The organism is Bowmanella denitrificans, assembly GCF_002887595.1.
In the GTDB taxonomy this organism is placed as follows: domain Bacteria; phylum Pseudomonadota; class Gammaproteobacteria; order Enterobacterales; family Alteromonadaceae; genus Bowmanella; species Bowmanella denitrificans.
In genome coordinates this window covers 129019-142324 of record NZ_PEBU01000008.1, presented here as the reverse complement: position 1 = coordinate 142324, position 13306 = coordinate 129019, and the positions used below count along the sequence as shown (strand labels likewise).

Below are 13306 nucleotides of genomic sequence, written 5' to 3'. Positions count from 1 at the left end.
TGCGTCGGCTTCGCTGTAGCGATACCTTAACGCTCAGGATCCTCAAGGTAGAAAAACAATGCGCTTACTATTGGTTTTATTGGGTTTGGCGGTTTCAGGCTTGGCTGCAGCTAGCCTGTTTGGCAAAGTGGAGGTGTCAGTGGGCGAAAAACAACTGCAGCTTGAACTTGCACAAAGTTATGAGGCGCGAGCCATGGGGTTGATGCACCGTGAATCACTTTGCAGCGATTGCGGCATGCTGTTTGAGTACCAACAGCCCAGAGTGATCAGTATGTGGATGAAAAATACCCTGATACCGCTGGACGTGGCATTTTTGAATGCCGAGGGTGAAATACTGGTGATTAAACCTATGCAGCCCCATGATCTGACCCCAGTGGACTCAGAATCGCCCGCAAGCTATGCCTGGGAAATGAATCAGGGCTGGTTTGCTGCTAACCATATTAAGTCTGGCGATAAGGTGACAATACGAGCCGCGATGTAGTTTAAGCATCTGGTCGTAGTAGTGCGATGTGCTTTTCTCTTGTAGAGTCGATTTTTAAACCAGTTTCCTACAACAGAAAATAAGGATAATTGTATGTCAGACTCACTTCCAACCGAATCAGGCGTCATCAGTCAGGATTCTAAAAACCTGGCGCTGCTTCTGTGGATAGGGACCATTTTCTTCGGCTTTATTCCCGGATTGGTGTTTTATCTGGTGAAAAAGGATGATGCGTATGTATTGGACCAATCCAAAGAAGCCTTGAACTGGTCTATCACTGCCATATTTGCCTACATCGCAGCCATGATCTTAACCGTGATTCTGATAGGTGCGTTGCTCATTCCAATTATTGGTTTGGTACACCTGATTTTTTGTATTTTAGGGGCCGTTGCCGTGTCCAGTGGTAAGGACTTTCGCGTACCTTTTGCTGTACGTTTAATTAAATAGTTTATGCCTACCCGCCTCAGCGCGCAGAATAGTGCCCTGGTATTAGTGGACGTCCAGGGCAAACTGGCGCGTATGATGCCGGACGCAGAAAGTTTAATTCACCGCATCTGCGTCTTATTACAAGGCGCAGTGCAATTGGATATCCCTATCCTTTGGCTGGAACAGAATCCTGCTGGTCTAGGGCCGACTGTTCCTGAGATAAGCGCTCTGCTTAGTGCGCGGCGTCCTATTGCCAAACAGCATTTTGACGCTTGTTCAGAGCCAGATTTTGCCCGCCAGGTGGCCGCACTTAATCGACCATATTTAATACTTTGTGGGATTGAAGCCCATATATGTGTGTTGCAGACGGCTTTAGGCTTGCTAGCGCAAAAACACGCTGTGTATATTATTGCCGATGCTGTGGCGTCAAAGCAGGAAGCACATAAGCAACTGGCGCTGCAAAGACTCACTCAGGAAGGCTGTAGACTTTGTAATGTGGAGATGTTGTTGTTTGAGTGGCTGGCCAGTGCCCTGCATCCCGCCTTTAAGCCCCTGTTACCCCTGATTAAATCTTTGCCCAGCTTGTAGTGCGCTAAAAACTATTGGGCAGTTTAGGCCGGTTGGCAATAGTGTTATTCTATGCGCCCTTTTTATCATAACCCAATCTGGAGAAGCCGATGCCATTGCTAGATAGCTTTACCGTTGACCATACCCGTATGCATGCGCCAGCAGTGCGCGTGGCTAAAACCATGAGTACCCCAAAAGGGGATACCATAACTGTGTTTGACCTGCGTTTTTGTGTTCCTAATCAGAACATTCTGAGCGAAAAGGGAATTCACACACTGGAGCATTTATTTGCTGGTTTTATGCGTGATCATTTAAACGGTAATGGTGTGGAGATTATCGATATTTCCCCTATGGGATGCCGTACTGGTTTTTACATGAGCCTGATTGGTGAACCTTCCGAGCAGCGAGTGGCAGATGCCTGGCTGGCGGCTATGCAGGATGTTATCAAGGTGGCCAATCAGTCTGAGATTCCTGAGCTAAACGAATACCAATGTGGTACCTATGCCATGCACTCCTTGCTGGAAGCCCAGGATATCGCCCGTGATGTCATCGGGGCGGGTGTCGCTGTGAATAAGAACGATGATCTGAAATTAAGCGACGAAATTTTGGGTAAGCTATAGCAAATCCAAAGGTTAAACCCGGCTTATGCCGGGTTTTTAATAAATGCAAAGAATCACCTTTTGCCTAAAATTTACCCTCGCCTTTTATTCTAAATTCTGTATAATGCGCGCCCTGCCCAGTTACAACTGCCGCCTTGGGAAGGCGGGACAACCGGCTTGCTCGAAGGGGCAAATACACCGGTTTAGCAGCTGACTGGCAGCATGGCTGCAAGTTGGCGCAAGTAACTATTTGAATCTTTTGGGTAAGTCAAAATGAAAACTTTTGTTGCTAAGCCAGAGACGGTAAAACGTGACTGGTTCGTGGTTGACGCCACAGACAAGACTCTTGGACGCCTGGCGACCGAAATCGCCCGTCGTCTGCGCGGTAAACACAAGCCTGAGTACACGCCTCACGTGGACACAGGTGACTACATTGTGGTTATCAACGCTGAAAAAGTACGTGTAACTGGTAATAAGACCAAGGACAAGATGTACTATTCCTATACTGGCTACGTTGGTGGTCTGAAGGAAACCACTTTCGAGAAGCTGCAAGCCCACAAGCCTGAGCTGATCATCGAAAGAGCGGTTAAAGGTATGTTGCCTAAAGGTCCTCTGGGCCGTGCGATGTTCCGCAAAATGAAGGTCTACGCTGGTTCTGAGCATGCCCATGCCGCTCAGCAGCCACAGGTTCTGGATATTTAAGGAGCATTGAGTTATGGCAGATAATCAATATTACGGTACTGGCCGTCGTAAAAGCTCCACTGCTCGCGTATTCATTCGCCCAGGCAGTGGTAAAATCACTATCAACAAGCGCACTATCGAAGAGTTCTTCGGTCGTGAAACCGCTCGCATGGTAGTACGTCAGCCTTTGGAACTGTTGGAAATGACTGACAAGTTTGACCTGTACATCACTGTAACTGGTGGTGGTATCAGCGGTCAGGCTGGCGCTATCCGTCACGGTATCACTCGTGCTCTGATGGAATATGACGAAGCACTGCGTCCGGCTCTGCGTAAAGCAGGTTTCGTGACTCGTGATGCTCGTGAAGTTGAACGTAAAAAGGTCGGTTTGCACAAAGCCCGCAGACGTCCTCAGTTCTCCAAGCGTTAAGATTACGCAGCATGTTGCAAAAACCCGGCCATGGCCGGGTTTTTCTTTTTGTTGCCCTTGCCTGCCAGTATTAAGTCAACTAATACCTTGTTTTACCCATCATTTCCTTGTGTTTTGCAGGGGTTTTCTTTTATCATTTCCCGCTAAAATATAACCCCCAAGATTTCCTGTAACATTTGCAAATCCCAGAAGACGAATGGTCAGGAAATACACTAAATCCAACCTTTGGAGAAAAGTGGATGAGCAATGCGCCAGTAGATAACAGCAGGCGCCGATTCCTGACGATAGCCACCTCTGTGGTGGGCGGCGTCGGAGTGGCGGGCGTGGCTGTGCCATTTATTGCTTCCTGGAACCCCAGTGCCAAAGCCAAAGCTGCCGGTGCTGATGTGGAAGTAGATATCAGCAAAGTCGAACCAGGTCAGTTGTTACGCATTGAATGGCGAAGCAAACCGGTTTGGATTGTACGTCGTACTCCAGAGTTGCTGGCAGAACTGGCGAACCATGAAGATAAGCTCAAAGACCCCAACTCTGACGAGCCACAGCAGCCCGAGTTTGCTCACAACAGATACCGTTCTTTGAAAGAAGAATATCTGGTGTTGGTGGGCATTTGTACTCACCTTGGTTGCTCTCCACAGCATCTGAAAGGCGGTGCCTTTGAGGAGCAGGTTGAAGGTGTGCCAGACGGTTTCTTCTGTCCGTGCCATGGCTCCAAGTTCGATATGGCTGGTCGTGTATTCCAGGGGGTACCTGCGCCACTGAACCTGGTTGTACCGCCTTACATGTATATCGACGACAACACCATACTTATCGGTTCACAAGAGGGGGCGGCATAACATGTGGCAGAATCTGCTCGACTGGATTGAATATCGTATTCCCATGATGCGTGTGGCCAAGATGCACGCCATGGAGTACCCCGCACCTAAAAATATGAATTTCTGGTACGTATTTGGCTTTTTGGCCACTATCGTACTGGTTAACCAAATTGTCACCGGCATCTGGCTGACCATGAGCTTTGAGCCGTCCGCTGAGCGCGCTTTTGCCTCAGTCGAATATATTATGCGTGAAGTGGATTACGGTTATATTATCCGCTACATGCACAGCACCGGCGCCTCTGCGTTCTTTATCGTTGTGTATCTGCATATGTTCCGCGGCATGATCTACGGTTCTTATCAAAAGCCGCGTGAGTTGCTGTGGCTGTTCGGCATGTTTATTTATCTGGCGCTGATGGCTGAAGCCTTTATGGGCTATGTATTGCCTTGGGGACAGATGTCTTACTGGGGGGCTCAGGTTATCGTGTCGCTGTTCGGCGCTATACCAGTCATCGGCGAAGACTTAACCGTTTGGATTCAGGGCGATTATGTTATCTCTGGTGCCACACTGAACCGCTTCTTTGCCTTGCATGTCATTGCACTGCCCCTGGTTATCGTGATACTGGTGTTCCTGCATATTGTTGCGCTGCACGAGGTGGGTTCTAACAACCCAGACGGTGTAGAAGTTAAGCGTAAAAAAGGTTCATTAAAGGAAGAAGAGAAAACCAAATTCAAAATGCACGAGTACTACACCAACAAGTACGACATTATTGATGACGTGGTGCCTTTCTTCCCACATATTGTGCTGAAAGATTTGGTGGCATTCAGTGTTTTCCTGCTGGCCTTCTGTTACATCATGTTCTTTAAGCCTGAAATGGGTGGCTATTTCCTTGAAGCACCTAACTTTGAAATTGCCAACCCGCTAAAAACCCCTGCGCACATCTTCCCAGTTTGGTATTTCACGCCTTTCTACGCCATTTTAAAGGCGGTGCCGGATAAGTTGTTCGGTGTTATTGCGATGTTTGCTGCGATTATTATGCTGGCCTTGTTGCCCTGGATTGACCGTGGCAAAGTGAAATCCTGGCGCTATCGCAGCGGTATTCACAAGTACAACCTGATCGTGTTTGCCATTGTATTTGTGTTCCTGGGCTATCTTGGCGGTACGCCACAAGAGCCATGGAAAGTCACGGCGTCTCAGATTGCGACAATCATGTACTTCGCCTTCTTTGGTTTGCTGTGGTTGTACAGTAAGAATGAGAAAACCAAGCCACTGCCAGAGAGGATAGGTTAATGAAGAAGCTCGTTGTTCTAATTGGCCTGTTATTGCCGTCTCTGGCCATGGCAGCCGGTGGTCATAGTGTGCATCTGGATAAAGCTCATATTGACCGTACTGACCAACCGTCACTGCAGCGTGGTGCACAGATCTTTATGAACTACTGCATGGGCTGCCACCAGACACAATATCAGCGCTATCAGCGCACCTTTGAAGATCTGGGCGTTCCGCTGGACCTGGGGCAGGAAAATCTGCAGGTAACAGGTGAGAAAGTCGGTGACTATATGAAGAGCGCGATTCCAAAAGAGTCTGCTGCCAAATGGTTCGGAGCCCCGCCTCCGGATCTGACGCTAGTTGCAAGGGTGCGCGGCGCAGACTGGCTGTACACTTACTTCAGAAGTTTTTATGTCGACGAAAGCCGTCCGTTTGGTGTGAACAATAAGGTTTTCCCTGAAGTGGGTATGCCACATGTTCTGCAGGAGCTGCAAGGGGTGCCTTATGATCAGCATGAAGAGCGTATGATCGATGGTGAAATGCAGTCTGTGTATGTGGGCATTAAATCTGATGGTTCCGGCATGCTAAGCCCTGACGAATATGATGCTGCAGTTTTGGATTTGGTGAACTACCTGGTTTATCTGGGAGAGCCATCCAGATTGGAAGCCGAAAGCATTGGTCGTTGGGTCATAGTCTTTGTTCTGGTTCTGTTTGTATTTGTTTACCTGCTGAAGAAAGAATATTGGCGTGATGTGCACTAATTAGGCACAAATTCCTGTATAATCGCGAAAGGGCAGTGTGGTGATTCACACTGCCCTTTTTTAACGTTTTAGATGATGCCAATTTTATTAGCTAAATCATACGGTTGTGATTTGACTAATAAAATTGGCGTTGGATATTTGGTTTTTGGAGGAGTGTGAATGGCCTTAGCCGCGAACAAACGTTCGATCATGACATTATTCTCGGACACGCTGGACATATACAGCCATCAAGTACGTATTGTGCTGGCTGAGAAAGGTGTGGGTGTTGAAATCTGCTACGTGGATCCGGCTAACCAGCCAGAGGATCTGATTGATTTGAATCCATATGGCACACTGCCCACCCTGGTTGATCGCGAGTTGGTATTGTATCGTTCGCATATCATCATGGAATATCTGGATGAGCGCTTCCCGCACCCACCCTTGATGCCTGTATATCCGGTTTCCCGTGGGCAGAGCCGTCTGATGATGCATCGCATCGAACAGGATTGGTATAGCCTGGCAGAAAAGATTCTGAAAGGTGCTGGTGACGTTGCCGCAGCCCGTCAGGAACTGCGTGAGAACATTCTGGCTCTGGCGCCACTGTTTGCCGACAATCCATTCTTTATGAGCGAAGAGTTCAGTCTGGTTGATTGCTACCTGGCTCCACTGTTGTGGCGCTTACCCGCCCTGGGAATTGAAATTTCAGGTGCAGGGGCTAAGGAAGTCAAAGCCTATATGAACCGGATCTTTGATCGCAGCTCCTTTAAAGCATCACTGACCGATCAGGAACGTGAAATCCACAACCCGCTCTGATGATGGACAGTATTATCAAGATGACTTCCAACAAGCCCTATTTGCTTAGGGCTTTTTATGAGTGGATAGTAGATAACGATCTGACTCCCCATTTGGTGGTGGATGCCAGAGTGCCGGGCACACAAGTACCGCTGGAGCATGTCAGGGATGGGCAGATTGTACTGAATATCGCTCCCAGCGCCTGTGGCAAGTTGCAGATGGGTAATCTGGATGTGACTTTTGATGCACGCTTTGGCGGTGTTGCCAGGCGTCTGGAAGTGCCTATACAAGCTGTGCTGGCAATTTATGCCAGAGAGAACGGTGCTGGTACGATTTTCGAGGAAGAACCTGAAACCTCTCCTCCTGAGCCTACCCCGCCTCCTGAACCACCAAAAGGGCGACCACAGCTGAAGGTGGTTAAGTAATAAAAAAGGCCATGAAACTCATGGCCTTTTTTGCTTTTTAACGGGCAACGATTTCCTTACCCACATTTATGCTCAAGCCAGTTAAGCAGCTCGCTGTAGAACAAGGTTTTATGATGGTAGTAAAGGGTATTGGAGAAGTGGTCAGCCCCTTCCAGCTCCACGTATTTGTGGTCTTTACCGAGTTTCTTAAGCTTTTCCACAAAAAGCCTGCTGTGTTCAACCGGTACCCGTTGGTCGATGTCACCATGGATAACCAGCAGTGGCACATTAACCTTCTCTACTAGGTCAAGGGGATTGACACCCTTGATTGTAGGGCGCTGTAACTCACGGGAGAAGCGGTTCTCGTTCAGGGTGGCATTGATGCGCCCCAGATCACTGACGCCCGCGCCGGCGATACTGCATTTGTACAGGTTGTTGTCACGCATGGAGCCGACGAAGGCAGAATAGCCGCCGAAACTCCAGCCGAACATGGCTAGTTTGTTGGGGTCGGCCAGACCTTTGGCGACCAGGAATTGTGCGCCGTCATCCATATCATCCTGCATTTTCAGGCCCCATTGTTGGTCACCGGCCACCCAATGATCCAGACCAAAACCCTCGGAGCCTCTGAATTGTGGCTGGATAACCAGATATCCGTGATGGGCCAGTAGCTGTGACCATTCATCGTAAATCACCACATCACGCGCCCAGGGGCCGCCATGGGGCATCACCACGGTGGGGAAGGGTTTGTCGCCTTTTGGCAGGGTGACATACGCAGGGATTTTACGCCCATCTCGGGCTTTATAGCTGATGTATTTCACATCAGACAGTTGCTCAGGCTTTAAGGTTGAGGTTTGACCAATCAGGGTTAAGTCTTTCTTGTCCTTCAATAAATAGTAGCTGCCAGGGTCTTTGTCACTCTGGGTGAAGACCACAATGGCGGCATCATCGTCAGAGCGGCTGGCCAGGTTAACAAATTTGTCGGCAAACAATGCCTGGATACCGTCAAACAGGGCTTGCTCGCTATCCGCGACAAAATAACGTTCAGGTTGTTTGGCGGTATAGCTGAAGCCAAGGAGTTCACCGCGTTGACCGGGTTTGTTGCTGCGGATCAGGCCATCGACATCCACTGACTCCAGGCCAAACAGACGCTCTGAATACTGGCCGCTTTTAATGTTGTACAGGTAAATACCCGCTTTATCTTCGCCGTTGGTGGCTCTGACATAGATTTCCTGTGGGTTTTGTTTGGAGAAACTCAGGAAATCAAAGGTTTCCCTTTTCAGGGGCGAGATGCTTTTGACTAGTTTCCAGTCGGCATCGGTGCTGGCACGGGCATAGAGTTCAATGGTGTTGTTGGCCGAGTTATAGCCTGACGCGGCACGAATTTCGCCCTGAGTATCGGGGATAAAGTTGCCACTTTGCTTCTCGTTCCCGCGCATAACGGTGACGGAGCGGCCGGTATTAATGTTGAGCCTGACGACATCGGGAATGCGGTTATCATTGATGTCGTATTCGAGCAGAATTTCATCATCGTTATCTGGCAGGATACTCAGCAGGTTAAACTCGGAGCGGTTGTCTTCGCGAAAAGGGACTAACCAGTCGCCTTTTCCGTCGGCGTTAACCACGGCATATTTTACCACCCAGTAGTTGCGGTTGCCGTCCTGAATATTCTGTCTGAACCTGACGCCCAGTTTTTTGTCGTTTAACCAGTTGAAGCTGGTCATTTCCATTTTATCGGCCCCGAGTCGGACCGGGTCAGTATTGAGGCTACTGACATTTCTGACTTCAATAATATAGTCACCATTTTTACTGGTGGCTCTGAGCACAGCCAGGCGCTTGCCGTCGGGTGAGACGCTGGCCTGTTGAATGGCTGGCAATGCCGCGAAGGCGTCCACTTCATACGTGGTTTGGGCCTGCACATTGACCATTGTTGACAAGGCCATCAACAGAGCGGGTAGCAGATGTTTCATTAACAATCCTCTTCCATCACAATCTGAAATAAAAGGCACCTGAGTATTGCTACTAAGGTGCCTGGTTTTTAAGGATTTAAAGACGTTTTAGAAGTCGACGCCAAAGTTCAGGTAGGCTGTTCTGCCAAACAGATCATAACCTATACCCAAAGGCACGTTGCGACTAGAGAAAACTCCAGCATCGTCGGCTTTAGGTGGCGCTTCGTCAAACAGGTTGCGGATCCCGAAGGTGACACTGTAATTGTCATGCGTCCAGTTCAGGGATACATCATGACGATAATAGTCTTCTGTATACCATACCGGGCGACACTGAATGTCCAGGCCATCACAAGGTGGGGTGGTGCTGTCATTGGCGAAGTCATCTGGCTCATCCAGCTCACCTGCACCGATAAAGCGGGTAATCCAGCTCAGACGGAAATCATCATAGCCCAACGACAGCCTGGCACTGGCACGCCATTCAGGCATTGCTGGCTCGCCAACGTTATCGTCTACAGTACCTAAAATGTCCTCGACCTGCTCTTTCATCTGGGTGGCTTGCAAATCAAGCACTACGTCCAGAGTTTTACCATCCAGGACAAATTCCTGATTATAGTAAATGTTGTAGTCGAGACCTTTGGAGGTATACAGGCCGGCATTGATAAAGCTCGCATCAATCATGTTGATTCTGCCATCTGAGCTGCGCGAGATGCGGCTACAGAATCCACTTGAACCATCAGGTACCTGTTCATTGTCAAAACATTGGTCAATAATGTACTGACGACCAGGTTCAACAATGGCATCGGTAATCTCGATGTCGTACCAAGACATTGAGAATGTTAATTCAACATCTTCCAGGAAGGGTTGCTCGAATACAAAACCGTATGTTTTGGCAACAGAGTTCTCTTCCTTCAGTGCTTCAGAGCCACCGGTGACAATCTCGGAATTGATGTTACCAGTGAAGCTGGTGCCTGTAAGGCCAAGGCCAAGGGCAGTTGGATCCACTCCATTGTTTTGGCAAGCTGTCATTACACGTGCCAAGCGGGTTTCTTCCGCTGCATCATAGGTAGAGGGCAGGTTAGGATCCAGTGATTCCACCCGCGCCGCTTCGGGCACCACACAAGGGTCAAATACGCTGTTGAAACCAGTGGTACCATTCAGGAAACGCTCACGCAGGTTAGGTGCACGGTAAGACGAGCCCTTAGTACCACGAAGGGTAAACCACTCAACCGGACGATACACCATCTTCAGGCTGTAGGTTGATGCCGGGTCATAATAGCTTTCGTCAGTCCAGCGGCCAGAAGCGGTCAGGGTCAGCTCTTCAGCCCATTCTTTACCACGCAGCAGTGGAAATTCGAACTCAGTGAAGACCTCGCGCATATTGCGTGAGCCGTCCGCCCCTTTGTCTGTGAAGTAATGCAGTAACAGGCCTTCGGTTGCGACGTCATTAGGATTAGATTCAATTTCGTCTTTGCGGAATTCAGCACCTAATACCATAGGAACAATTTCGTTGTTCCATGGGAGTGTAAACAGGTCACCGGCCACGTATCCGCTGATGATGCTCTGTTTAACCTTAGTTTCCATATAACGTTCAGCGAACAGATAGTTTTCTTCCGCTTCGGTAAAATGACCGCCACCTTCAGCAAACATGTTGTCCGCAAACAGGTTCACTGGCACACAGCCATCGCTGCCATTACCACACGAATAGGTGCCGTCGTCGTTCAAAACGGTAGTGTTCAGTGAATGTTCCAGTCGCGTAATGTGAATACCGTTACGGCTATCAGTACCCTTAGATGCGCTGTAACCGGCATAAATCTCATATACCCAGTTACCTTCGCCCAAATTGTCAAACGCACCGATGTTACCGGTTAGGCCTGTAACCAATCTGTACTGTTCAACATCGATTTTGTACAAATCTCTGTCTCCCCGGATGCCATTCAGGATCGGACGAGTCCTTACACCACCGCGATCAATTTCCAATGATGCTTCGCAGTTAGGTGCAAATGTGCCGCAAGGGTTAAAGGGGTTCGTCTTGGGTACCCAAGGGAACAGTTGCGCACCAGGGGTGAAAAACTCCCCTTTACGACGGGCATATAAACCTTCGAAAAATACCGTTGTATCGTTATCATCACCAAAATTGTACTCGCCGTTTACCATGGCAGAATAGCGTTTCAGCGGGTTGATAAAATCTGCGGAATTCGCACGATCTGTTCTTTCATAAGCATAGTAGGGGTCCTGGAAGGAGAAATCCTGGAGACCGTCTCCATCACCATCGACGATGGCACTGTCAGGAATTCCGTCACCATTTCCATCTACCGCTACCCAATCCGGAAACAATCCGGCATAAACGAAGGGGACGCCAGACTCAGAGAAATTCGGAATGCCAACGTTACTAGTGCCCGGTGTGTGGTACAGGCTACCCCAGAAGTTTTCAGCCTGGATCCTATTGGTCAGAGGGAACAGATAGCATGAATCAACCGGGTTGCTTGACGGGGCGACGCTGCGATATTCGGTAAGTTTATTGCCGTTTTCGTCCTCATAATACATCTCGGTACAATTACCGGTAAAGGCGTTTTGTCCAAGAGACTGCTTACGCTGATTGTTATATTCTAAACCTACGGTAATAAAGCCATTGTCGGTCGTTTTTCCCCACATGGCCGATAGAATTTCTTCTTCACCACCCCCAGCCTGAGGGTTTGAATAAGAGCCTTCAATCTCAAAACCTTCAACATCTTTACGCAAAATGATGTTGGCGACACCGGCAATAGCGTCAGAACCATAAACGGTGGACGCGCCATCAAACAGGTTTTCAACCCGCTCAATCATGACACCAGGAATTAAGTTCAAATCCGGTGCAACAGGTGCACCACCGACGCCGGCTGGCGCGATACGGCGGCCATTCATAACAACTAAGGTTCGCTCAGCACCTAAGCCGCGAAAGCCGATAGTGGACGCACCTGGACCATTGTCTAATACATAACCGCCAAAGCTATTATCAATTTGCAGACCCGAAGCCTGGTTGGTGCTTTGCAACATGTCTTCGGCATTAAACAGCCCCATCTCTCTGGAGACTTCGCCACTGATGACCTGTACCGGTGAGGCGCTGGAGAATTCAGCTTTGCGTATACGTGAACCGGTCACTGCTACTTTCTCAATGACTTCCTCTTCAAGCAGCGAATCGTCTTGTTGCTGTGCTTCCTGAGCAAGTGCAGCCTGAGCAATGCTAACCGAACCTAATAGGAGTGAATATTGAATCGCCCTGGCGATTCTATTTTTTTTAAGCATGTTGTTTCCCTTTTTTATCTGAATCTCAGAATCCGTAAAATCCGGTTCAGACTTTTATATTTAGAGTGTTGTCAGCGCCATGACTTATTAGTGAGACAAGCAGGACGCATAGTTAAAGTTTTATTACGGGAAGATAGTAATTGCAACAATTTGTGTCAGATGTTGCGATGAATGCCCAAAGTTGTCACAAAGTGGTGGTATGTATATGAAATGTTGCAAAAAATGCTTTTGAAAAGTGTGGCACTTGTGGGTAAGTGCCACGAGGCGGAAATATTTATTTACGTTGGCAGGTAAACTTCTTTATAAGTATTCAAACGCTTTTATAACTTTCACGACTCCATCAATGTTTCTGACGATATCCACGGCGATGTTAGCTTCTTGATTGCTTACCAGCCCCATCAGGAAGACTTCTGAATCCTCTACCACCACATTAATGTGTAAGCCGTCGACCCGTTTGTCAGCCAGTAGATTGGATTTCACTTTGGTCGCCAGCCAAACGTCGTGAGTGCGCACGGAGGCCGGGGTGGGTTGACCTAAGCGGAGTTGGTTGTGCAGGCGGTTTACATGTGGCAGGCTTTCAGCCAATTGCTGTGCTTCACGCTTTAATTGCTCGTCTGGCACCTGACCGACCAGCAGGGTCACACCATTAAAGACTTGCACATTGATATGCGCCAGCTCTTTTATCTGTTGGTGGCCGCTGAGCTTGCTGCTGATACGTGACTCCAGGGTGGCATCGTCCAACTGAGTGCCGACAGTGCGCCTGTCATGGGCCACCGAAGCAGCGCCTACGCCTGCGCCGACAATAACGGCCGCACAGCCCGATAACTGACTGGCACCTAACACAAAACCCAGTAACAACATGGAGGACGAGAAGCGCTTAGTCATGGT

At 48.8% G+C, this 13306-nt stretch carries 14 protein-coding genes; 11 read left to right on the top strand and 3 right to left on the bottom strand.

All coding sequences use genetic code 11. From position 1 onward, the window contains the following. Positions 1-58 precede the first annotated feature (58 nt). From CSR04_RS15470 to CSR04_RS15420, 11 genes are all read left to right on the top strand, one after another. Positions 59-481 carry a DUF192 domain-containing protein gene (locus CSR04_RS15470; protein ID WP_102797210.1) on the top strand — a complete coding sequence of 141 codons (423 nt, stop codon included), beginning with the start codon at positions 59-61 and terminating at the stop codon, positions 479-481. Positions 482-574: 93 nt separating this feature from the next. Beyond that, entirely contained in the window at positions 575-925 is a 351-nt protein-coding gene (locus CSR04_RS15465) for a DUF4870 domain-containing protein (protein ID WP_102797209.1), read from the top strand. Between the two features lie 3 nt (positions 926-928). Continuing rightward, complete coding sequence (locus tag CSR04_RS15460; protein ID WP_102797208.1) at positions 929-1492, top strand: isochorismatase family protein; 564 nt, start codon at positions 929-931, stop codon at positions 1490-1492. An 89-nt stretch (positions 1493-1581) separates the two neighbouring features. Continuing rightward, positions 1582-2091 carry an S-ribosylhomocysteine lyase gene (gene luxS, locus CSR04_RS15455; RefSeq protein WP_102797207.1) on the top strand — a complete coding sequence of 170 codons (510 nt, stop codon included), beginning with the start codon at positions 1582-1584 and terminating at the stop codon, positions 2089-2091. A 252-nt stretch (positions 2092-2343) separates the two neighbouring features. Beyond that, positions 2344-2772: a 50S ribosomal protein L13 gene (gene rplM / locus CSR04_RS15450; protein ID WP_102797206.1), complete on the top strand. Its 429-nt coding sequence runs from the start codon at positions 2344-2346 to the stop codon at positions 2770-2772. Positions 2773-2785: 13 nt separating this feature from the next. Further along, complete coding sequence (gene rpsI / locus CSR04_RS15445) at positions 2786-3178, top strand: 30S ribosomal protein S9 (RefSeq protein ID WP_102797205.1); 393 nt, start codon at positions 2786-2788, stop codon at positions 3176-3178. 239 nt (positions 3179-3417) lie between these two features. Continuing rightward, positions 3418-4011, top strand: coding sequence for a ubiquinol-cytochrome c reductase iron-sulfur subunit (gene petA, locus CSR04_RS15440; RefSeq protein WP_102797204.1), 594 nt, complete (start codon positions 3418-3420; stop codon positions 4009-4011). A 1-nt stretch (position 4012) separates the two neighbouring features. Next, complete coding sequence (locus CSR04_RS15435) at positions 4013-5278, top strand: cytochrome b (protein WP_102797203.1); 1266 nt, start codon at positions 4013-4015, stop codon at positions 5276-5278. Next, on the top strand, positions 5278-6015 hold the full coding sequence (locus CSR04_RS15430) for a cytochrome c1 (RefSeq protein ID WP_102797202.1): 738 nt from the start codon (positions 5278-5280) through the stop codon (positions 6013-6015). The genes CSR04_RS15435 and CSR04_RS15430 overlap by 1 nt, the downstream gene beginning before the upstream one ends. 159 nt (positions 6016-6174) lie before the next feature. Beyond that, a complete protein-coding gene (gene sspA / locus CSR04_RS15425) occupies positions 6175-6807 on the top strand; it encodes a stringent starvation protein SspA (protein ID WP_102797201.1) in 633 nt (210 codons plus the stop codon). A gap of 20 nt (positions 6808-6827) precedes the next feature. Further along, positions 6828-7211 (top strand): ClpXP protease specificity-enhancing factor, encoded by a 384-nt coding sequence (locus CSR04_RS15420; RefSeq protein ID WP_102797321.1) that lies wholly within the window; start codon positions 6828-6830, stop codon positions 7209-7211. Positions 7212-7267: 56 nt separating this feature from the next. Here the strand turns inward: CSR04_RS15420 and CSR04_RS15415 are convergent, their stop codons facing one another. From CSR04_RS15415 to dolP, 3 genes are all read right to left on the bottom strand, one after another. Beyond that, positions 7268-9157, bottom strand: coding sequence for an alpha/beta hydrolase family protein (locus tag CSR04_RS15415; protein WP_102797200.1), 1890 nt, complete (start codon positions 9155-9157; stop codon positions 7268-7270). An 87-nt stretch (positions 9158-9244) separates the two neighbouring features. Continuing rightward, positions 9245-12418, bottom strand: a complete 3174-nt coding sequence (locus CSR04_RS15410) for a TonB-dependent receptor domain-containing protein (RefSeq protein ID WP_102797199.1) — start codon at positions 12416-12418, stop codon at positions 9245-9247. 300 nt (positions 12419-12718) lie between these two features. Next, positions 12719-13303 carry a division/outer membrane stress-associated lipid-binding lipoprotein gene (dolP, locus tag CSR04_RS15405; RefSeq protein ID WP_102797198.1) on the bottom strand — a complete coding sequence of 195 codons (585 nt, stop codon included), beginning with the start codon at positions 13301-13303 and terminating at the stop codon, positions 12719-12721. Positions 13304-13306: the final 3 nt, after the last annotated feature.